This is a genomic window from Streptomyces sp. NPDC054794 (assembly GCF_053611585.1).
On record NZ_JBSHAQ010000029.1, the window covers coordinates 26139 to 48262 of the forward strand.

Genomic DNA, 22124 nt, shown 5'->3' on the forward strand with positions numbered 1-22124 from the left:
CGCACCGTTTGACGTCATGGCAACCACCATCAAGTCCCAGCCCCGCGCCCTCGTCCGTGCCTCCGGAGGAGCCCGCTATGCCGTCGCCCTGGTCGTGGACGCGCTCGGCACCGGCCTGCTGCGGCCCTTTCTGCTGCTCTACGGGGTGATGGTGCTGAGGCTGTCCGCGCCGACCACCGGCATCGCCATGACGGTCGGCGTCGTCGCGGGCTTGATGTGCATGCCCGCGGTGGGCCGGTGGCTGGACCAAGGCGCACGCAGCACGGTCGTGGCAGCGTCGATGCTGGTGCGGGTGCTGGGTGTGGCGCTGCTGCTGGCCACCCCGGCGGGGCATGTCTGGCCGTTCGCGACGGCGGCGCTCTTCCTCGGCATCGGCAACCAGGCATGGCCGGCCGCCCACGCGGCTCTCGTGGCCACGGTCTCCCACGGCCGGGAACGCGACGCCGCTCTCGCGGCGGGCCGTGCCCTGCGCAACGCCGGTCTGGGCGTGGGCGCGCTCCTCGCCACCGCCTGCCTGGCGGGCGGCACCACCGCGTTGCGGGCGCTGGCAGCCGTCACCGGGCTCGCCTATCTCGCCGCGGCGGCCCTGGCGTGGTCGGTCCACCTGCAGGCGCATCCGGCCGCTGCTCCGGCCAAGGACGGGGACGACGGGCGCGCACCTCGGATGCGCGCGCTGCTGGCCGCGAACGTGGTCTACGTCTTCTGCCTCAACGTCCCCGAGATCGCGCTCCCTCTGGTCCTGGTGACACAGTTGCACGCCTCCCCGGTGTGGTCGGCGGCCGTCTTCGTGGCCAACACGGTGCTGGTGGTCACTCTCCAGGTGCCGGTCACCGTCCTGATGTCCCGCTTCTCCCGGCGGACCGTGCTGGCTCTCGCCGGCGTGGTACTCGCCGCGTCCTACCTCGGCTTCCTCGCGGCCACCTCACTGGGACACGGCTGGGGTGCCCCGGCCGTCGGCGCGGTGTCCGTGGTCTGCACCCTCGGCGAGATCCTCTACGCCGGCAGCGCCACCGCACTCGTCACCGCCCTCGCCCCGGCCCACGCACTGGGACGCGTCCTCGCCCGCTTCCAACTCTCCACCGGCTTCGGCCTCGCCGTCTCCCCGGCGGCCATCACCGCTCTCGCACCCCACGGCCCGACCGCCCTCTGGGGCAGCCTCACCGCCACGACACTCCTGTCCGCCGCCGCCGTCAGCACCGAGCAGGACCAAGGAGCGCGGCTCAGCGGTCGCCGCCGCCGGACGCGAACAGGCTCGTGAACCCGCCCATCGCCTCCGTCGACGGTCTGAGGCGGCGGCGGACTTTCTCCGGCTTCTCGTGTCGGGACTTCGCCATCGGCATCAACAGGGACTGCGCCCTGCTCGCCGAGTCCCCCTACTGCCGCAGACATTGAGGAAGTGCCCCTGTGCTGCTTGGCTGCGCTGGTGACCGGTACCGGACCGGCCGCGGGCGAGGGGCATCCCACGGCTCTCGCCCCGGTTCCTCGGGCTTGCCCCGCCCAGGCTCACATGCCTCTCGTCCGTTTGCGGGCCGCTTCCGCCCACCACCTTGCCGAGACCCGGCCGTTTGGGCTCAACTCGTGCCGATCGCTTGCGGGTAGTCGAAGAAGCCGGTCGGGTCGTATTTCCGCTTCACGTCGACCAGGCGGGGGTAGTTCGTGCCGTAGTAGGCCTCCCGCCAGTTCCTAAGTGTCGGGTCGGGGAAGTTCTGGTATGCCTGTTCGGGCGACTTGCCGGGGAAGATGTCGTCGTAGAACTGCTTGAGCCAGCGGAGGTTGGCGTCGGCGACGTCGGGGCGGTCGTAGTCGGCCCACGAGGTCTCGGCGGCGAAGACGAAGAGGTCGTTTCGGTGTACGAACGCGGTCGCGTTCGACGGCACCTGGTTGATCTCACCGCCGAGGGCGAACATGGCGAACCCGGCTCCGTCCTCGTTGTTGCTGCCAGGCCAGTCCAGCAGGCGCTCGGCAGCCGCGCTGACCTGCTGATCGGTCAGGAGAGTGCGGGAGTCGAGGATCGCTGATTTGGTGGCAAAGCGATCGATCGGTGTGGTGGCGCTCAGCAGTACGCTCGCCTCACCGGGCGTGACCTCACGAACGGACGCGCTGTTGCGAGCGCGTTCCTCGGTCGTGCCGATCTCGAGCAGCGGGTTGAGGATGTCACGCAGTTCCTCGACAGTGCCGTAGAACTGGCCGATGGCGTTGACGTTGGCGTTCGCATGGATCTGTGCCCTGGTCGTCCCGTGGGTGCCGATGCCCAGACGCAGATGGAACCGCCTGTCGCCCACGGTGTCCTGGGCGATGTGCTGCGCGGCGGCGATCACCGGCAGTACGGAGTCCAGGCTCCAGCGGAGCTGGTAGATGCCCACGGTGCCCTCGAACTGCTCGTACTGGAAGGTGAACGAGGTGTGGACACCGAAGTTGTTGCCGGCTCCGCCGCGGCAGGCCCAGAACAAGTCGGGGTGCGTATCCTTGTCGGCCTTGACCGTGCGTCCGTCGGCGAGCACGACGGTCGTGGAAACGAGCCGGTCGCACGTCAGGCCGAACATCTTGTCGCTGAAGCCGATGCCGCCGCCCAGCACCAGCCCTGCGACCCCGACGCTGGGGCAACGACCGGTCGGCACGAACATGCCCTGGTCCTCCAACAGCGGATGCAGGTCGCCATTGGTGACGCCGGCCCCTACGGTGACGGTGCCGGCGTCGTGCACGACCTTCATCGGCCCATAGACCCGAGGGCGGGCACGGCCCGGGATCGGGGTGGAGACGATGCTCCTCATGCGGGCCATGTTCAGCAGCAGACCCGTGGTGGTCGAATACCCGGCGTAGTTGTGTCCCAGCCCGGAGCGCGGTACGGCGGGCAGCCCTGCCGCGCGAGCCCAGCGGATCGCCTCGGACACGTCCCCGGTGGTCGCGCAGGCAACGATGCCGGCGGGCAGAATTCCGGCGTACCTGTGGTTGAACGGCAAGGCCAGCGACACGTATTCAGAGCCATACGGCCGGTAGAGGGTAGCTCCAGGGGACAGCCGTTCAGCCAACCGCTTCCAGTCCCGAGCGCCAACTGGCCCTGCCGCCACAGCTGCCGCCGCATTCTCCGGTGCCTGCAGCCCCAGTGCCCCAACGCCGCCCAGCACGCCGGCCCGCAGCACATCCCGCCTGTCGATCACAGCGACCTACCCTCACGCAGCGGTCGCAGGCTCCCCCTGCGATCCCATCGGCCAGTTCATCGATCGTCGACCGGTGCCATCGCCGCCAGTTGCCCACTCACCAGACGCACCACGCGAAAGGACGAGGGACGCACCGCCAAACAGCCCAGACACATGTCCAGGGCCGTTGTCCGACAACGGCTACGACTACTGCCACCTGCGGCGATGGTTACGCGGCGGTGGCATCATGCCGCGGATCGCCCGCAAGGGTAGGGACTCCAAAAAGCAGCTTGGCCGGTACCGCTGGACCGTCGGCCGTCAACGGCTTCACCATGCGGTACTTGGCAAAGGCGCTGACGGCTATCCCCCACGAGCCCGGATCAGCCCTTCGTTGCCCGGCGTGAGTTGTCTGGGGTACAGAAGCGCCACTGAGATTGATCTCGCGTCGGCCAGGCCCGGTAGCCCATGTGCGGGCGTGGACGACAGTGTCGTCTCACCATTGATGCGGACTGCCCGGTCGCGTCGGCCGCAGCGCGTTGGCGAACACGTAGTCGCCGACGTTGGTACCGATCGCCCTTCCGTCCTCGGCGTCCCAGCGGAAGTGCACGCCCAGCCAGAGGCGGCTGAACTCGCCCTCCTCGGCGACCTGGCTGAAGCTGTCGATCCGGCGGTACGACTCGATGGTGTGCGGGTCCTCGGAGTGTGCGATGAACGAGACGTTGTCACGACCGAAGAAGTGCTTCATCGCGCTTGCCCACGCAGCCGTGAAGTTGGCGTGCCCGGAGGTCCAGGCGACGAAGCACGGGGTGAACGGTGTCCCTGAGCGGTCCGCGCTGAGAGGCTCCCAGGTCGCGTTCGGGCCGCCTGTCGCCTGGATCGCGGACACCGGGCGCCACTCCTTGATCGGGCCGTCGAACTTGGAGTCCCAGGCCGCGATCCCGGCATCCGCCAACGACAGCGCCGACAGCGCGAACAAGTGAGTGGTCTCGTACGTGTCGAGCTTGAACTTCTTGGCGACGATCCCGGTCAGTTCGAGCAGTTGTCCCGGGGGGTGGTAGGTGCCGTTGAGGTCATGGTCCCAGAACCAGCCGATGACGGTCTGCTCGTATGTGCGCTCGGTGGAGTCGACGGCACCGACCCGTCGTACCTCGTCGCGCTGGGCCGCGTACTCCGGGCTGGCCACCAGATCGGCGTAGGAAGTGAAGCCGCGCAGGGTGGGAGGCCGGAACTGCGAGCCGGAGCGGAGCACGAACGGCCGCACCTTGCCCCAGTTCGGGGTCACCGCGTCGCTCGGCTCCTTGCAGGCCCCTTCGTCGGGCGTCGCCTCTTCACCCGTCGGCCGCCAGGCGCCAGGCGTGGTGGTGTCGCCGTGGTAGACCTCGGGGTTGTCCGAACCGTCGCCCGCCCGGGATTTGTTGATCTGTCTCACCACGGGGTTGACCACCAGGCGGTCGAGGGGATCGTAGGAGTGGGGGGAGTGGCCGGTCCGGGACCTGTACTGAGCGTCGATGTACGCCTGATCGCCCGGATACAGCTGCGAGATCATCCGGTACGCCGTGCGGTCGATCAGCCGCTCCTCCTCGTCCGGACTGGGCCGCGAGCGTTTGTCGGCGTACTTCAGTGGCCGGTTGAGGTACGGCTCGTACTTCAGGGTTCCGTACGTGTACTGATAGGCGCTCTCGGCGTTGTAGATCGCCGCGAAGACCATGGCCCCCGACCTGGAGAGTTTGCCGGGCGAGGCGTCCCAGCCCCGCGCATTGCGGAACGTCTGGAGCAGGACCTTGTTCCAGTACTGCGTCGGATCGTCTTTGTGCCCTGTCGCGGCGGCGGCCTGTGGCGCACCGGCCGCCACCGGACTCAGCCCGGCGAGCAGGGCACCGGCCACGGCGGCGGCCCGTAGCCGGCCCAGGCGTCCGCCAGCGCGGGGCTTCAAGCGTGGGAGCACAGACTTCGCGGTCCGCCGACGGCCATGATCGGGCTTGGGAGGCACGGAATTCCTTTCGACGTCGCTGATCAGCAGCGGCAGCGTAAGGTCGGAAATGCGCAAACGAAGATCAGCCACGCCGGTACGCCGCTCGTCTTATATGAATTCGGGATTTACAAGGAAATACCCATCCGGTCATGATTGACAGCCACGCCGAGCTGTTATCGCCCGGGGGCGGAGGTCTCACTCGTGTGAGCGATTTCCCAATCCACCGAAAGGTGCCCGTCCGACACCGACTCCGCGGAGAGTGCGTGCTCGCCCGGAAAGTCAGCCCGCCATGCGGCCGTTCTCCAAGAGGTGGATCGCCTCGGGTCCACCGCGAGCAGCCGCCCGAGCTCGCGGTCGCGGCCGAATCTCTTCGGCCGTCTGGCGGCGAGCACCCCGGGCGCGGGGTCTCCCCGTTGTCGGACTTGATGGTGCCGCCCGGAGCGTCTGTCGTCGATCGGCCGTCTCCTGGCCCATATCGGCGGTCGGACGGACTTTCTCGTTCCTTGGCGACAGTGACTCCATCACCCCCTGCTCGTCCGTGAGATCTCTGCGCGCCACAAAGCGCCGCCCCGGGGCGGGGGGCTACGGCATCAGGCGCTGGGCGCGGTTGCGAGCGTGTCGAGACGCTCCACCGTGACCGCCCTTGCTACTGTCCGCTTCGCCTAAATCATCCGCAAAAGACCGATTCGCGATTGCTTGCGGTCGAGAGGACATGGACCATGAACGACTTTTCCCGTCGCGGACTGCTCAAGGCGACCGCGGCCGCCGGCGCCGGCGCTGTCGTCGTGCCGGGCATTACGGCCGTAGAGGCCCCGAACGCGAGCGCCGTGAGCACAGGGCCCGAGCACGGGAAATGCGCACCGGCGGAACTGACCGGCCGCATCGTCCGCCCCGAGGACTCCGGCTACACGGACGCGCGCCTCGGCTGGGACCAGCTCTTCTCCCACTATCCGCTGGTCATCGTCTTCGCCCAGAACACCCAGGATGTGGTCAACGCCCTGACGTGGGCGCGGCAGAACGACGTGGCGGTGCGGGTGCGCAGCGGCCGCCACGCCCTTGAGGGCTGGTCGAACGTGGACAACGGCCTCGTGATCGACATCAGCGAGTTGAAGTCGGTCGACATCGACGACGACGCGCGTATCGCGAGGGTCGGCGCCGGGCTCAACCAGGAAGAAGCGGTGACCACGCTCGCGAAGCAGAACTTCGCGGTGACCACCGGAACGGAGGGCAGCGTAGGCCTGTCCGGTGCGACGCTCGGCGGCGGGTTCGGCTTCCTCACCCGCTGGCTCGGCATGGCCTGCGACAGCCTGGTGGGGGCCGAGATCGTCGTCCCGTCGGGTACCGAGTGCGCCAAGGCGATCCAGGTGGACCTGCACAACCACTCGGACCTGCTCTGGGCGCTGCGCGGCGCAGGGAACGGCAACTTCGGCATCGTCACGTCGCTGACCTACAAATTGGCTCCGCTGAAGAGCGTCACCTATCTCCAGGCGACGTGGCAGGGCATCGACAACCTCCGCGCCATCTTCGAGGCGTATCAGCGTACGGCGCCGACCACCGACGCCCGCCTCGGAACCCAGCTCGAAATCCACCGGAACCAGATCTTCCTGTTCGGGGTTCTTCCCGAAGGAACGCCGGAGGAGACGAAGAGGTTGCTGGACCCGATCCTGTCGATCGACAGCCCGGACATCACTACGCAGGTCGGTAACTGGGGCGACGTGTACGCGGGATTCCAGATCCCGATCGAGCTCGAACCGGCGAACTGGAAGTTCCACTCGCAGTTCTCCAGCAAGCCGTTCCCGGGCGACGCGATCGACATCGTCGACTCGTTCATCAAGAGCGCCCCGACGGATGACAGCAACTACTTCGTCCAGGCTTTCGGCGGGAACGTCAGGAGGAGCCCCCGCGGCGGCACCGCGTTCCCGCACCGCGACACGCTCTTCTACGCCGAACCCGGCGTCGGCTGGGGAAAGCGCAGCGACCAGCCCGGCGTCTGCGACCCGCTCACCTCGCAGTGCCAGGCCTGGATCGCCGAGTTCAGCCAGGCCCTGCGGACCTACGTGGACGGCGCCTACGTCAACGTGCCGAACATCGCGCAGCAGGACTGGGAAACCGCCTACTGGGGTGGCAACTTCGACCGGCTCCGCAGGATCAAGGCGAAGTACGACCCCCACAACGTCTTCCAGTACGAGCAGAGCGTCCCACCCGCGGTCTGCTGACCGAGCACGGCCCGAGGCCCCTCCCGACCCTTCGGTTCCCGTAGTCGTCGCAACACCCCAGATGAAGGGGTGGGATGGACTTCGAGATTGGGGAGATCCGGGAGGCCAGGGGCGGAAAGAGGCTGGTCCGAGGGCGGACCGCATACTTCCAGCAGAGCTATAGCACGCGAGAAGCCGCGCGGATCGTCGGTATCAACCTGCGCACCGGCAAGCGGTGGCGCGACGGCCGGCACTCCCCGCCCGGTGGCGGCCGATTCCTCTGTTGCCATCGTCGAGGAACCGGCTCCCGCATCTCGCTACCTGATTGCGCCCGAGCACATCCATATCGCCAACCGGATACGCGAGAAGGCGTCGGTACGACAGATCGCGATGCCTACAAGCATGTCGCAGGCGCACGTCACCGGAGGAAGGAACGGGCACGGGCGCACGACTGACGGACGGCTGGATCTGGGGCTGCGGCAACCCAAGGAGTTGGGCGGGGACGGTGAGGGCGTCAACCCCGAACAGCTCTTCGCGATCGGTTACGCCGCCTGCTTCGGTACGACGCTCGCCCTGGCCGGCCGGAGCAGCAAGTCACAAGCGGACGACGCGGTGATCGACTCGCACGTCTCGCTGATCCCCGTCGAGGGCGGCCGCTTCGAGCTCGGCGTCGAGTTGCACATCTCATTGCCCTCGGTCACCGACGAGCAGGCGGTCGAACTGGTCAGAACGGCCCACCAGGTCTGTCCGTGCTCCCGAGCCACGCGTGACAACATCGGCGTGACACTGATCGTCAACGGAACCCGCCTGTGACATCGGCCCGTTCCCCCAGTACTCCAGCCGGACTTCTGCATTCTTTCTGGTCAATAGCTGGTGGTGGGGAATGTAACCGGGGCTCGGCGTTTGTGGGACGGTCTTGGTACGGCCGTCCCACAAACGTGTTGCCGACGCTTCGGCAGGCTGGCATCCGCAGCTGCCGTGGCCAACTCGTCACCGGCGAACTCCCTACTGCGGGCAGGCGGGCGGCACCCAGCGGCAGCGGGAGAACAGGTACTGCAGGCCATGTGGTGTGGCCGGCCTACTCGGCGAGCCGCCAGTTCGTCGGCACGTTGTGCATCACGGCACCGAACTACTCGCGGCGTTCTCATTCCATGCGGCGCGGGCACACGCTCGCGGGACGGCTGGACCACGGCCGCCCCACCCACGCCACTCCCCCGCTGCCCATCACGGGGCACACTGGCCGACATGCCTCTATCACTGCACCACATCGTCATCGACGCCCACGACCTGCCCGCCCTGGCCCGGTTCTGGGCTGAGGTACTGGGTTGGCGGATCCTGTCCGAGCGGGAGCGGGAGGTCGTGGTCGGGCCGGACGAGAACGCACCGGTCGGCATCTGCTTCATGCCGGTGACCGAGCACAAGGTCGTCAAGAACCGCCTGCACCTCGATCTGACGACCGCCTCGGATGACCGGGAGGCCGAGATCGAGCGCATCCTCGCACTCGGCGCCCGCAAGGTGGACGTAGGGCAGAGCGGCAACGAATCATGGACCGTGCTGGCCGATCCGGAAGGCAACGAGTTCTGCGTAGTTCGTTCGAAGCAGACCCTTGTGGGCTAGCACTTGTTCGAGGCCATCAGGCTGCGAGGTGGAACTTGCTGGTCAACCCACCGCCCGAGCGACCCAGCGCCGCCGCGCTGAGCTGGGCCCGGCGGGCCGACGTCGCGCCACTGACCAAAGCGGTCGTAGAACGTCTGCCAGGCCCCGAACTCCTCGGGCATCTCCCGCCATTGGCCGCCAGTACGGAACCACCAGATAACGCCCTCGAACTGTTCGCGCCGGCACTGCGGGAACGGGCCGTACCGTCCGATCGGCAGGAACGGCTCTGTCAGTTCCCACTCACCATTGCTCAGTTCACGTCGCGTCATCGCAGCGTTCTGCCAGCCCGGCGTGACCTTCGGGTCCGAAACAGACCGCACTGATCACGACGCCCCGGCAGCAAAGGGTCAGCCTTTGCTGCCGGGGCCGGGTCCGTCTGTCGTATCAACTGCCGCCTGGGGGTTACTGTGCGGTGACGTCCGAGGCGTACACCAGGGCGGTGCGGTGGTTGTACTGGATGGTGTACATGCTCTTCCCGCCCGTGACGACTCTTCCGGTGGAGGGGAAGTAGTCGTCGGTGGGGGCGGGTGCGGCGGTGGCGACGTACGCCTGGCCGGCGGGGACGCTGTAGAAGCTCAGGGGGGCCTGAGTGGAGGGGGAGAGCCCGGCAGGGTACTCGTTCGCGTCCGGGTAGCTCGATCCATACACCGCCACTGGTGAGGTGCCGGCGGCGCTGACCAGCGTCACATCGTGGGCAGGTGTGGTGTTGCAGCCGTGCGGATTGAAGAACCAGACTTTCGTGCCGCTGTACCAGATGGCCGTCCAGTCGTCCTGGCGGTCGGCAACGACGAACTGCTGCCCAGCCGCCACGGTGCTGCCCCAGTCGTTGATACGGTCCGTGCCGACGCCGTCCGGATGAACTGCCTGGTCACCGAAGAGCGGCGCGGTGGCGCTGGGCGCGGTGCGCAGGTAGACGAAGTTCGAGGGCTGGGTCCGCTCGGTGCACTCGGGTGTGGCGCCGGTGGGGTCGTCGGACGGGCAGACCTGCACGGTCTGCTGGTTGCGGTCGTAACCAGGGCTGATGGTGAGTGCAGAGCCGACGGGGCCCACGCCGTGCCGGCCGCTCGCCGGGGCGTGCAGCAGCCGCATGAAGCGCTCCCAGTCCCAGGACGGGCCGGGGTCCCAGTGCATGCCGGAGATCAAGGCGGATTTGGGTCCGGGCACGTTGTCGTGGCCGATGATGTGCTGCCGGTCCAGCGGGATACCGAAGCGCTCGGCCAGGTACCGGACGAGTTCCGCGCTCGTCTCGTACTGGGTCTGGGTGTACCAAGTGCCGCCGGCGGCGGCGTAGCCCTCGTGCTCGATGCCGAGCGAGTGCAGGTTGGTCGAGTAGTTGCCCGCCTGGAAGGAGATGTCCTTGGTGGGCACCATCTGTGTCACGGCGCCGTCCGAGGAGCGGATGACGTAGTGGGCCGATCCGCCGCCCGGCTTCTGGAAGGTGTTCAGGGCGGCGTCGTAGGACGACTCGGTGTCGTGGATGACGATGGTGTCGATCCTGATCCCGTTGGCGGGACGGTTGGACACCTGGCCGTTGGCCGGCGCGGCGGGCAGGAAGGTGCAGTTGATGGTGGCGGGGCACTCGGTGCCGTCCACCGCGGCCGTCGTCTTCAGGTGCAGCGCGGACAGTTGTCTGGTCGCCGGGCGGATGCCCGGGGTGGGCGGCAGGCTGATGTGCTGTCCGTCCCGGGTGATCTCCTGCGCGCCGTTTTCGATGGTGTCGAAGACCCGGTCGGCGAAAGCACTTGCCGCACGCTGCTCGGTGGAGCCGCTGTAACGGGCGACGGCTGCGTACCACTTGCCCGGGTCCTTCGGGGTGCCGCCGACCGTGCTCTTCGCGTAGGAGGCCAGGAGGGCGGCACCTGCGCGGATGTTGGCGCCCTCGTCCGTGCGCAGTCGCTTCGCGGGCAGACCTGTCAGTCCGGCGGCGGCCTGGAGAGTATGCAGGGGCGGAGCGGAGGCCATTTTGGCCAGGTCGGCGCGGCCGACCGCGCCCGCGTCGCCCGCGGCCAGCATCTTCGCCGTCACGTCCGTCAGATGCATGGGCCCGTAGCCGCCGCTGGTGCTGCGTTCGCCGGCATGGGCGTCCCAGGCGGACTCGTGATAGGCCACGGCGAGCAGGACGGGCAGCGGGACGTCGTACTCCGCCGCGGCCTGCTCGAAGATGTGCTGACGGCTGTCGGCCGCCGTCCGATGTCCGGCCGTTCGATGTGCCGTCGCCTCGGCGGACGACGGGGCGGCCGCGATCCCCGCGGTTGCCAGCACACCTGCCGCGAGGGTCAGTGACAGCCGCCGGTGCGGCTTGCGTTCATGCACGTGTAGGTACCTGACTTTCCTGCACTGATTCCGGTCTCCATGAGCCACCGCCGTGGTGCTCCGCGGCCGAAATGCGGCCCAGGAGCACCCAGTTGCGTACGCGGTGATCTGTACATGAAGTGATGGCGATCAAGCGTGCCGGGTTCCCGCTCGCGGACCTCATGTATGCCCGGTCGACTGGCGCGTGTGTTCGGGGTGTCGAAGTCTGCTGCCACCTGAGTTTCTGCCCCTGCTCGACGGCCAGGTGCAGTTGTTGGTGGTCGGGCCGCCGCGCGAGCAACCGGCGGCGTCCGGACCGGTGTCCGGCGCGGCTGAGCTCCCACCCCATTCGGCGCACAGAGTGTCCATGTGCCCAACTGAGAGCGGTGATGACGTCACCCCATCAGTACAAGTGTAACCATCAAGTGGCCACACCAGCACGGAAGTTCGCTCTACGAGGCAACTGGGCACCGCCTGCGCCCCGCGTATGCAACCCGGTGACGGCAACGTGGCGTCGCCGAACGTACCCGCCCTCCTCGGCCTGGACGGAGCGCCGGACAGCCTGCGGCGCGCGAGCGCGTTGTGCCTCTCCCCCCGTCGAGCTGCCCGGCAAAAAGGTTGCGCTGCGCTGCAACCTGCCTCTGAGCCCGTACGTACTAGAGGCGATACTGCACCTCACCCGGGGAATCGCATGCACTTGGACCGTTCGGCCGGTCGGACCGCCAGCCGATTCGGCGCTGGTCTCTTGGCCTACGCGGCCCAGTTCTCGGCCGCCGGCGCTTCGGCCGACGCGGGTTCCGGCGTCAGGGCGGCCGCTGACAGGCCGGATGCCCGCACCTCCACCGCGGCGGCCGAGAAGTTCGCGAACGGGCACACCGACAGAGCGGGAAGGGCGTCCGGCATAGGCCCGGCTTCGTCGGTGCCGGAGCCCTCCGTGCTCGCGCCGGCGCGGGTGAACGTATCCGACGGGCAGAGGGTCGGTGTGGGGATGCCGATATCGGTCACCTTCGCCCGGGCGGTCCCCGTCACCGAGCGCAAGGCCTTTCGTTGACCCATTGCCCCCACTCCTGAAAGTTTCGAGCCCCGATGAGCGAACGAACTGCCAAGACTCCCGAGAGCCCCTTCCTTCCGGGTAGCCGACGTCGGCACCGCAGGCCCAGTCAGAATGGCGCGGGAACCGGCCTGCGCCGGGCTCTCGTTCTCGCCATGGCCGTGCCCGTGGCGTCCGCCGCCCTGGCCGGTCCGTCCGCCTTCGCCGCCCAAAAGGGTGCCGGCTCGACGGCCAAGACCCACGACCTGGACACCGACGACCAGCAGATGGCCAAGAACCTGGAGACCCGGGCTCTCGATCGGCGGCTGGGCTCGAACGTGAGCGGCGTGGTCCTCAATGCGGATTCGAACACCACCGTCTGGGGCCACCACGCCTCCACCGCGCTGATGCCGGCGTCCAACGCCAAGCTCGCCACTTCGACCGCCGCCCTGACCGTGCTCGGCTCGCAGCACCGGTTCACCACGAAAGTCGTCTACGGCGATGGCACCCTGACCCTCATCGGGGGCGGCGACCGCACCCTGACCATCGCCGACCTCGCAGGTATGGCGAAGACCGCCATCGCCGGGCTCAAGGCTGCGGGCCGGACCACCGTGAAGGTCACCGTCGACGACAGCCTGTTTCCGAAGCCGACCCTGGCCAAGGGCTGGAACGACGGCTACTACCCCGACACCGTCGCCCCGATCCGCGCGCTGGTCGTCGACGGGCGCGGCGTCCAGGACACCTCCATCGACGCCGGGCAGGTCTTCGCCAGGCAACTCGCCGCGGGCGGCGTCACGGTCACCGGCGACGTCACCCGCGCCACCGCACGCCCGACGGACGTACCGGTGGCCCAGCACAAGTCCGCGCCGCTGTCGGGCATCGTCCGCACGATGCTCAAACACAGCGACAACAACATCGCCGAAACCCTGCTGCGGATGACCGCCCTGGCCGCCGGCCGCCCGGCCACATTCGAGGGCGGCACCGAGGTCGTGCGCCATGTGCTGAGCCGGGTGTACGGCGTCTCGCTCGCCAACTTCGAACTCTACGACGGCAGCGGCCTGTCCCGGGCCGACCGCATCCCGGCCGCCACCCTCGCGCAGATCCTCGAACTGCTCACGCGGCCCAGCTACGCGCCCACCCTCGGCTCCATCCTCGACGGCCTGCCCGTCTCCGGCGAGGCCGGCAGTACGCTCGGCCCGGAGTACGGCCGCTTCGACGACGCCAAGTCCAAGTGCGCGGTCGGCAAGGTCCACGCGAAGACCGGCACCCTCACCGGCGCCATCGCGCTGAGCGGTCTGACACAGGGCAAGGACGGCAAGTGGAAGGTGTTCTCCTTCGTCGAGAACGGCGCCACGACCGACCCGAACGCCATCAAGGACGCCATGGACGGCCTCGCGGCGACCGTCAACGGCTGCTACGCGTAGGGGATTCAGCCTCGGGACTGGTGGGCTCCGGCATGCGACTGTCCCCAGATTCCCGTGGAACGCGGCCCGTTCGTAACCGTTTGCGAGCCGCGGGGGCGAAGCGTCGGCCGGCCCCGGCGAGCGGACGGTGCCGACGCTCCTTCGTCGCCCGGAGGACTGACTCAGGGGCCGACCGGCCGCCCTGTTCCGCGGCAGGGCGCGGGACGTAGACGGGCACGTGGCCCCCTCCACCGAGTGGTGCATTCGGCGCCTGACGGCCAGGCCTCGGCGAGCTTCCAGCCGGACTCCAGGGTGAGCTGTAGGCCGGTCAGCGGTGCGCAACTGGTGGGAGGCGCAGGCAGTGAAGGCACGTTTTGCGCCACAGAAGGTGGGACAAAATACGCAAAACCCTTCCAAGGGAGTTACATACCCCACTCCTCAGCCAACCACTGAACACTCGATCGACCTGCCCCGTTGACCCCAGTAACCGGTAACCCGCCTACAGACCGGTGAGTGAGGTTCGCACATGGCAAAGATCGCCCCGAAAGAAGCCGAGCGGCGTCTCCCGACCGCTGACTGCGGACCGTCCTGGGCATGTGTTCCCTCCCATCGGCAGGAGGACTGAGCGGTCGCGTCATGGACTACTGCATCCCGTGCAGCCGCACACTCAACAGCGCCGTAACGTGCCCGGAGTGCGGAGCATACGACTCCGACATGGCAGAGCTGAGCAATCACACAGGCGGTGCTCCCCGAGACGACACCGCGATCGCGAAGGTCCACGTCCCCGAGGGACTGCCCCCCTTCGACTCAGCCGGCGATCCCGGATCGGCCCCTCCCGCACCCGACCTGTCGGCAGCCCGCAATCGTCCGCCGCGGTTGAAGAAGTACGCCGTCCGGTCTCTTGCCGCAGCCGCCTTCACCATTCTCGGCGGCCTGGCCACCGCATCGGTGCTTCCCCAGTCCACAGCCCCACGAGCCGCGTCGATCCCGGAAGGTCCATCCCCCGACGAGCTCCAGGGCCCGGTCTCCGATTCACCCACCTCGCTGGAGCGTGTGACCACGCACCCCGCCCGGAAAGGCGTCCAGGACCGAAACAGTGACGGCATCCGCCGCCCTGTGCCGACGCCAACTCGCAGCGAACCGCCGACCTCCCGGCCTCCTTCCACCACCAGTGCGCCGCCGCGCGTGAAGCCCAGGCCGACCCCCCGACCCTCCAGCAGCGGCCACCCCAACTCCTCCAAGCCGACGGCAACCGCTTCCGCAAGGCCCTCCGCCAGTCCTTCCAGCAGCATCAGCCCCTCTCCTACCAGCAGTCGTTCACCGAGCGGAGGAGAAACCGCCGGCTGAACACGGGCCGGGCAGCCCCGGCGTCAATACCGCTGGGAGTGAGGGCGGCAGGGCGGCCGTCAGCAAAGCCTGCGGTAGGGCACTTCGGGGGGCGTCTGATGCCATTCCCGTGCCGAAGGGCCACCGTCGGCCGTGTGCACATCGCCGCCGCCCCCGCCTTCGGTGACTCCTGCTAGGCCTGGGACGAGACGTGGTCCCTCGCCACGTACAAAGTGTCCGCGCCGGTGGCGAACTCCAGGGCCGTTTCAGTGGAGTTGGGGTGCCCCCAGCAGCATGTCGAGGTCACACACCTGTGCCCGCCGGTGGTGCCCTTTCGCATCGGTCAGTTCCACACGAGAGCCATAGTCGTGCGCTGTGGGGTGCGGGGGCCGTACGTCGACGCGAGGGTTGTATTCGGCCATGACCTCACAGGACCCGGACGGCGACCCGATCGCGTCATAGAAGACCGGGATCGCGATGCTGTGGCCCGCCTTCAGCAGCAAATGGACCGGCGCAGACTCCTTCGGCTTGGAGTCGGCCGACGGCCCCTTGCCGACATGCACACTGAGCTCCGGGTATCCGTCGAAGGCGCAAGGCTTCGATCCCATGTGCGCGGCGCTGAGCGTCGCCGTCGGCGTGTTGTGCGGCTTGCCCGGGAGAAGGGTCATCTTCCAGCTCAACTGGGACGTTCCGCATGCGGCAATCCGGGCGTCCGAGACGCTGTCACTCTGTCCGCAGGCAGCGGCACTCAGCATGACCAGACCAACCGCGTAGACCGCCGCTGTCCCACGTGACATGAGAACTCCCCTGGATGACGTCACTCTCGCGGGGCCGAGTGCCGCCGCTCCTGCCTCACCGGCCGACTAGATGCGGGCGGCCGCGCCGAGGTTCCACCCGTACGGAGCCCAGATCTCCGAGGCCCGGCCGCTCCAACTCGATCCGGGCCACGCGAACTTCGGCCTCGATCCGGTCAACCACCACGCTCCCGCGCGGGGACGTACCAGAGGTCGCTGTTGGCTCCGGTGACGACGGCGACGCGGCCGGTCTGGGCGGTGATCGTGAGCGATCTGGCCGGAGAGGAGCCGAGTCCTGCCGATGAGGCTGGTGTGGAAAACCTGGCCACAGGGTGCCGCAGCCGTCACACGGCGTCCGCGATCACATCTCGGAGATCGGTGCCTCGTGGCGTCGTCTGCGAGCAAGGTACGGAATCCGATGACTTCAAGGCGCAGGATGTCGCAGTTCCGCAAGCGCGGCGAACCAGCGTAGAACCAGGGAGAAGGCCCAGGCTGCCAGGAACAGGGCGGTGGCTATGCCGACGGTCCACCAGCGCAGGTCCCCGTCGACGGCGAGATCCTTGCCCACTCCCGGGTGCACGCTGTTCAGCAGGACGTGGAAGAAGAAGGTCAGGCCGGTCAGGTAGAGGGCGAACCAGGCGAACTTGTTCCAGTCCTTGAGGTGTTGCCCGTCCATGCCGGGCAGCGGGAGCAGGCCGAACACCACCACCTCGACGCCGCCGACCACCGCCAGGCCCAGGGTGTAGGCGATCGCATAGCGCAGGCTGCCGGGCGAATCGTGGTGCCTCTGGACCGCCTGCACCACAGGCGCGCCCAGCACCCAGACGAGCACCGAGGCGGCGAGCACGCAGATCCCGCCGATCAGAACCGCCTGGCCCCTCGGCATGACGTCGTCGGGGTCGGAGCGTCGGGCGCCGGACACCATGTAGACGGCGACGAGGCCGTACACGTACGGGACCGGGAACTCCAGTAACCGGGACATCAGCGCCATCAGGGCCGCCAGCAGCAGCCCGGCGGGGACCACCCGCAACTCCGTGCGGATCCCGCCCCGACGTGGGTGGCGCAGGGAGTCCTTGGTCTTCTCATAGGTCACCAGGACCATCACGATGCCCGCGACGGCGCCCACGGTCCTGACCGTAGTCGAAGTGCTCAGGCCGGTCCTCGCGTCGGACCAGACGGCCAGCGTGCCGCCAACGAGCGCGAAACCACACATCCTGGCCCAGCCGGGCAGCCTCGGCGGCCGCGCCTGCTGCCGTTCCCGGACCCGAGCCCACCAGCGGCCTATCGCGTTGTCGGCCAACTGATTGGGGAAGGCCCGTTCCAGGAGGAGTATCAGCAGCAGGAACCAGGCGGCCATCGCCACCGACCCTGCCAGATCCTTCAATGCCCACGAGACGTCGGCGGGGGTGCGCAGGGCCTCGACGAGGTCGCGTGCCGGACTCGTTTCCCGAGGGTCGTGCGGGTTGCTACTCGGCGACGGGCTCGGGGCGGCGCTGCGGTCCGGGTCGGCGCCGGCTGTCGGGTCCGGAGTGCCGCTGTTCTCACCCGTGCTGCTGCCCGAGGGCAATGGGGTGATCCGGCCCGTCTGCCCCTCCGGGTGGCTGTGGAATCCCAGGGGCAGCTCGAAGAGCGTCAGCCCGTCCGTGGTCGGCAGAGTGATCTCACCGGCCTTCTCCCGGTCCCGGCCCACACAGTCCAGGTCCACTTCCAGACGACCCGTCAGATCGCTCGGAATGTGGCCATGGAGGTCGATGAACTCCCAAAGCCCCGCCCCCGCGTCACCCTCGGTCGAGCCCTCGTCCAGCCAGGTGTTCAGGCGGCGGCCGCCGATGACGATGGAGCCCCGGGTGCACGCCGTCGGGTAGTCGGTCAGGTGGATGGTGACGTCGTGGGTGTCCTCCGGTGAGGGTGTGACCGACGGAGGGTTCACGGTGAAGGTCTTCGAGTCCTGGACGTCCTGCGGGCTCTGGCAGCTCGCGGCCACCTCGTGCCCGCCTTCCGTGGCGGAGGACGGGACCGGCAGCGTGGCGGTGAGACTCCCGTCCGCGTCGGGCGTCGCGGTGGTGGCGGGTTCGCCGTCCCAGAGCACGTCCACTCCCGCTCCCTCGTCACACAGGAATCCCTCACCGTGAACGACCGAATTCGTCCCCGGGTCCCCGAAGTCCGGTTCCAGGGAGACCTGCGGGTCGGGGGCCCTCGGCGACAGCACCTCGAAAGTGGCCTCGGCGCCGGACGCGTCGTCCGTGGCCGAGCACTGGGCCTGTATGTGGTACGTCCCGGGCACGGTGTCCGCCGGCACGGTGACGTCCTGCGTGAAGCTCCCGTCGTCGCCGACGGTCAGGCTCAGCGGTTCCTGCCCCTCCACCTCGAAGGTCAGCGGGCCCGCCGACTCCGGCCCGTCCGAGCAGTCGAAGCCCGTGCCGGTCATGGTGAACGACGTGGGCGCGTAGACCTGCTGGCTCTCCGGGGTCAGCGAACGGTCGGCAGGCGGGGGCGAAGGCGTGTCGTCGTCCGTCTCGGGGTCCGTCGGTTCCGGGTCGGGCTGCGGACCCGAAGGGACCACCATGGCCGACGGATCCGGCGTATCCACACGGACGCCGGACGCCGCCCGTGCGCCACCCTTCGCCGCGGCCGCGGACGGCACCGCCGCCATCGTCGTCAGCAGCAGTGCCGCCATGACCGCGCCCCACAGCCTCCGCCCACGTGCTGATCCGGCCCGCCCCATGACCGTACCCCCTCACGTCCGCACGGCTTCCCCACGCCGCGCCCCCTCGGCTCCACAACGTCAGACGAACGGGCAGCCCTCGGCCGTTTCCGGCCGTGGGGGCGCATCATGGTGCGCTCCCCCGTCCAAAACACCCGCGCGCCCTCGGTGGTGCGCCCCCCGGATCCGGCCCTCACCGCCCCAACGCTCCGAGACGAAAGCGCCCCCTACCATCGCTAGCTCCCTTGATGACCTGTACCAGTGAAACGGGCTCTGCCCTGTCGGTCGGCTCGGCTAGGTTCACGACATGGACACCGCGTCTCTTCTTCCTTACCTGCAGCGTGAGTTGGACTCTTCCCGAACCTGCCTCGATGGCGATCTGTCCGTACGAGTCGAGCACTGCGGCGAATGGACGCTGCGCGAATTGTCGGAGCATCTGGGCGCCTCGAACCTCTGGGCGGCCGCCGCCGTCACCGAAGGGCATGGGGGCTTCGAACCGCCTGCCGCACCACAGGAGCAGGGGGCGCTGATGAGGTGGTCTACGAGGCGTCCGAGACCCTGCTGAAGGCACTGGACACGGATCCCTCCGCTCCCGAGTGGACGTTCCACCCACCGCACACGGTCGGCTTCTGGCAACGACGCCGCTGCCTGGAGGCACTCGTCCACCGGTGGGACGCCGAGCGCGCGCTGGGCACACCGCGGCCGCTCGACGCCCAACTCGCGGGCGAGGGCGTGGCCGAGGTCTTCGACACGATGGCGCCCCGGCAGGCGGAACGGGGCCGCGCACAGCCACCCCGGCACGCCCTACGGTTCGAGGCGACCGACACCGGCGCCTCGTGGACGTACGGCCCCGGAACGCCGGTGGTCACGCTCGCCGCCCGAGCGGAGAACCTGTTGCTTCTGCCGTGGGGGCGACTGCCGGCTGACGATGGGCCTTTCGTCTGGAACGGCGGCTGGAAGGCCGCACGACGGATCCTGGAAGGCCCCTTGACCGCTTGACCGGTATCAATGCCCGTCACGGCAATGTGCCGAACGGCCGTAGTGCCGGGCGCGTACGCTGAGTACAACGAGACCGTACTGTGCACCGCGGACGCCGTCCTCGAGAGTGCGTGCCGTCCGAGATGAGGGGCCGGCGACGCTTCCGCGCTTCAACCCCGATGACGACGCCGACCCACTGCCGGTGCCCGTGACGTCCGCGAGGAACAACCGGAGCCGGTCGTACGACACCTGCTGCGATGCTTCACCTGAACCGTCGACGTGCCCGGAAAGGGACCGCACCGTGCCGCACATGCTGAACCTATGGCGTCAGCAGCTGGGAAAGATGCCGGTTTCGGTCTGGCAACGCACCGAGCTCCAGGTGCTGATCCCGCGGACAACGGGCTCACCCACCTGCCCACCGAGATCGGAGGGCTGCCACGGTTGACCACCCTGGATCTGGGCCACAACCGCCTCCGGTCACTGCCCGACGAACTCGGCGACCTGACCAACCTCAACGACTGCCTCTACCTGCACGACAACAACCTGACCGAGATCCCCGACGCCCTCAGAAACCTGACACGGCTGCGCTACCTCAACGTCGGCGAGAACAAACTCAGTCGTAGAACTACCGGTACTCGACCAACCATCGGTCGTCATCGACGGCGACACCGACTGGTCGTCGCCGTCGGCCGGCCGGTCACGGACAGTCGCAACGATCGCTTCTCCGGCCCGGAGAATGGTCAGTCGATACAGAACTCGTTGCCCTCGATGTCCAGCATCGGGATGCACGCATCATTGCCGTCATACAGCGTTCGCACATGTACCGCGCCCAGCGGAACGAGTCGTGCGCACTCGGCCTCGAGTGCGGCGAGCCGCTCCTCACCCACCAGTCCGGTGCCGACCCGCACATCAAGATGCACCCGGTTCTTGACGGCCTTCCCCTCGGGGACGCGCTGGAAGTACAGCCGCGGGCCCACACCTGAGGGATCGCTGCAGGCGAACCATGAATCCCGCTGCTCAGGTGGCTGCGAGCGCTTGAAATCGTCCCAAGTGGCAAACCCCTCCGGTGGCGGCGGTACGACGTACCCCAACACCTCGCACCAGAAGCGAGCGAGGCGCTCAGGTTCCGCACAGTCAAAGGTGACTTGGAACTTCTTGATCGATGACATCGGCGCACCATACCAAGGGACTCCGCCCGCAACCCCGTTCAGAGAGCGATCCGGCCTGCGGGCTCAGCCGTAATTTCGCCTTCTCGTCATCTCCAGGCCGCCGTTGAGGCCATGTCGCGCTCGCCGAGGACCCAGTTCACTGGAGCGCCCCCCCTCAACCGGACCTGAAAGAGGGACGCATGTCGAGTCGTATGCCAAAGCGTGGGCTCATCACGCTCGTTGCCGTCGGCCTTGCCTCATCCGTGATGTCGACCGCCACTGCCTCGACGGCCGACGGCCCACTGACGCTCGCCGTGTTCGGGGACTCCCCGTACGGCAAGTCGGCGTACGCGCCCGCGGGCCAGATCGCCGACACCTCGCAGTACCAGAAGACCCCGGCGTTCATCGGCACCATCAACGGCGATCCGACGATCAGCGACGTCATCCACGTCGGCGACATCCACTCGGGCAAGGAGTTCTGCACCGAGGACTACGACGCCTCGATCGCATCCGCGTGGCAGTCCTTCACCAAGCCGCTCATCTACACGCCGGGCGACAACGAGTGGGCCGACTGCCACAAGGCATCCAGCCTCACCTCACCTGGGCAAGGCGGCGGCTTCTACGACCCGGCCTCCGGCGCGATCAACTACATCGGCACCAGCGGACTGTCGACCAACACAGCGGACTGCATCAGCTACCACTGCGGCAACCCGGTCGACAACCTCGCCAAGGTCCGGCAGAACTTCTTCGCCCGGCCCGGCCACACCCTCGGAAGCGGGACACTGGACGTGGTCTCTCAGGCCACCGCCTACGACCCGAGCCACCCGAGCGACGCGCAGTACGTCGAGAACGTGATGTGGGCGCAGAACGACATCGTCTTCGTGACCGTCAACGTGCCGGGTGGCTCGAACAATGACGCCGACCCCTGGTACAAGGAGCCGACCGCGACTCAGGCGCAGACCGGCGAGCGGGCCAACCGGACCGCGGCCGACGTCCGCTGGCTCGATACCGCCTTCGCCGACGCGCGGGCCAGGCACGCCAAGGCGGTGGTGATCACGGCACAGGCCGACATGTGGGACCTCGACGGCAAGACCAAGGACCACCTGACCAACTACGAGCCGATCATCAGCGAGGTCGCGGCGAAGACGACCGAGTTCGCCCGCCCGGTGCTGATGCTCAACGGTGACTCGCACCTGTACCGCTCGGACAACCCGCTGTCGCTGACGGCGACGTGCACCGGCGAGACGGACCCGGCCACCGGCGCCGGCGTCTGCGCCCACGACCCGGGGAACAGCGCGTGGAACGAGCACCCGTACTACAACGTCCCGAACTTCCACCGGATCGTCGTGCACGGCAGCACTACCCCGCTTGAATGGCTGAAACTGACCGCAGACCCCAATGCCCACCACGTCGTCACCGACACGACCTACGGCCCGTTCAGCTGGCAGCGGATGCCGCAACCCCAGCTGTCAACCCGCTGAGCGCACAG

Annotated in this window: 15 protein-coding genes and 2 pseudogenes; 9 read left to right on the forward strand and 8 right to left on the reverse strand. The window is 68.3% G+C overall.

Annotated features, from left to right (window positions below; genetic code table 11):
• The first annotated feature begins 16 nt into the window (after nt 1–16).
• Nucleotides 17–1258, forward strand: a complete 1242-nt coding sequence (locus tag ACWGKT_RS27950; protein WP_453275881.1) for an MFS transporter — start codon at nt 17–19, stop codon at nt 1256–1258.
• A gap of 313 nt (nt 1259–1571) precedes the next feature.
• Here ACWGKT_RS27950 and ACWGKT_RS27955 read toward each other — a convergent pair whose 3' ends face one another.
• Together ACWGKT_RS27955 and ACWGKT_RS27960 are read right to left on the reverse strand one after the other, a co-directional pair.
• The gene (locus tag ACWGKT_RS27955; protein ID WP_453275882.1) at nt 1572–3158 is read right to left on the reverse strand and encodes an FAD-binding oxidoreductase; all 1587 of its coding nucleotides are present in this window, start codon (nt 3156–3158) and stop codon (nt 1572–1574) included.
• Between the two features lie 472 nt (nt 3159–3630).
• Nucleotides 3631–5070: a vanadium-dependent haloperoxidase gene (locus ACWGKT_RS27960; RefSeq protein ID WP_453275883.1), complete on the reverse strand. Its 1440-nt coding sequence runs from the start codon at nt 5068–5070 to the stop codon at nt 3631–3633.
• Nucleotides 5071–5828: 758 nt separating this feature from the next.
• Here ACWGKT_RS27960 and ACWGKT_RS27965 point away from each other — a divergent pair.
• From ACWGKT_RS27965 to ACWGKT_RS27975, 3 genes are all read left to right on the forward strand, one after another.
• Nucleotides 5829–7325: an FAD-binding oxidoreductase gene (locus tag ACWGKT_RS27965; protein ID WP_453275884.1), complete on the forward strand. Its 1497-nt coding sequence runs from the start codon at nt 5829–5831 to the stop codon at nt 7323–7325.
• Between the two features lie 369 nt (nt 7326–7694).
• Nucleotides 7695–8117, forward strand: coding sequence for an organic hydroperoxide resistance protein (locus ACWGKT_RS27970; RefSeq protein WP_453275946.1), 423 nt, complete (start codon nt 7695–7697; stop codon nt 8115–8117).
• Nucleotides 8118–8549: 432 nt separating this feature from the next.
• A complete protein-coding gene (locus tag ACWGKT_RS27975; protein ID WP_453275885.1) occupies nt 8550–8921 on the forward strand; it encodes a VOC family protein in 372 nt (123 codons plus the stop codon).
• Between the two features lie 95 nt (nt 8922–9016).
• Here ACWGKT_RS27975 and ACWGKT_RS27980 read toward each other — a convergent pair.
• The 3 genes and pseudogenes from ACWGKT_RS27980 to ACWGKT_RS27990 form a co-directional block, all read right to left on the reverse strand.
• A pseudogene (locus tag ACWGKT_RS27980) lies at nt 9017–9229 on the reverse strand (transposase); the annotation flags it as partial.
• 133 nt (nt 9230–9362) lie between these two features.
• Nucleotides 9363–11273, reverse strand: a complete 1911-nt coding sequence (locus tag ACWGKT_RS27985) for an N-acetylmuramoyl-L-alanine amidase (protein ID WP_453275886.1) — start codon at nt 11271–11273, stop codon at nt 9363–9365.
• Between the two features lie 729 nt (nt 11274–12002).
• Nucleotides 12003–12308: a hypothetical protein gene (locus ACWGKT_RS27990; RefSeq protein WP_453275887.1), complete on the reverse strand. Its 306-nt coding sequence runs from the start codon at nt 12306–12308 to the stop codon at nt 12003–12005.
• Between the two features lie 30 nt (nt 12309–12338).
• On the opposite strand from ACWGKT_RS27990, the gene dacB reads away from it, so the two are divergent.
• On the forward strand, nt 12339–13706 hold the full coding sequence (dacB, locus tag ACWGKT_RS27995; RefSeq protein WP_453275888.1) for a D-alanyl-D-alanine carboxypeptidase/D-alanyl-D-alanine endopeptidase: 1368 nt from the start codon (nt 12339–12341) through the stop codon (nt 13704–13706).
• Between the two features lie 1571 nt (nt 13707–15277).
• Here dacB and ACWGKT_RS28000 read toward each other — a convergent pair.
• Nucleotides 15278–15766 (reverse strand): DUF4232 domain-containing protein, encoded by a 489-nt coding sequence (locus tag ACWGKT_RS28000; RefSeq protein ID WP_453275889.1) that lies wholly within the window; start codon nt 15764–15766, stop codon nt 15278–15280.
• Between the two features lie 463 nt (nt 15767–16229).
• On the reverse strand, nt 16230–18482 hold the full coding sequence (locus ACWGKT_RS28005; RefSeq protein ID WP_453275890.1) for an FGLLP motif-containing membrane protein: 2253 nt from the start codon (nt 18480–18482) through the stop codon (nt 16230–16232).
• 334 nt (nt 18483–18816) lie between these two features.
• Between ACWGKT_RS28005 and ACWGKT_RS28010 the strand changes: the two genes are divergently transcribed.
• From ACWGKT_RS28010 to ACWGKT_RS28020, 3 genes and pseudogenes are all read left to right on the forward strand, one after another.
• A complete protein-coding gene (locus ACWGKT_RS28010; protein WP_453275891.1) occupies nt 18817–19074 on the forward strand; it encodes a maleylpyruvate isomerase N-terminal domain-containing protein in 258 nt (85 codons plus the stop codon).
• A complete protein-coding gene (locus ACWGKT_RS28015) occupies nt 18963–19508 on the forward strand; it encodes a maleylpyruvate isomerase family mycothiol-dependent enzyme (protein ID WP_453275947.1) in 546 nt (181 codons plus the stop codon). The genes ACWGKT_RS28010 and ACWGKT_RS28015 overlap by 112 nt, the downstream gene beginning before the upstream one ends.
• A gap of 300 nt (nt 19509–19808) precedes the next feature.
• A pseudogene (locus tag ACWGKT_RS28020) lies at nt 19809–20042 on the forward strand (hypothetical protein); the annotation flags it as partial.
• A gap of 185 nt (nt 20043–20227) precedes the next feature.
• Here ACWGKT_RS28020 and ACWGKT_RS28025 read toward each other — a convergent pair.
• On the reverse strand, nt 20228–20656 hold the full coding sequence (locus ACWGKT_RS28025; RefSeq protein ID WP_235455650.1) for a VOC family protein: 429 nt from the start codon (nt 20654–20656) through the stop codon (nt 20228–20230).
• Nucleotides 20657–20901: 245 nt separating this feature from the next.
• Between ACWGKT_RS28025 and ACWGKT_RS28030 the strand changes: the two genes are divergently transcribed.
• Nucleotides 20902–22116, forward strand: coding sequence for a hypothetical protein (locus tag ACWGKT_RS28030; RefSeq protein ID WP_453275892.1), 1215 nt, complete (start codon nt 20902–20904; stop codon nt 22114–22116).
• Nucleotides 22117–22124: the final 8 nt, after the last annotated feature.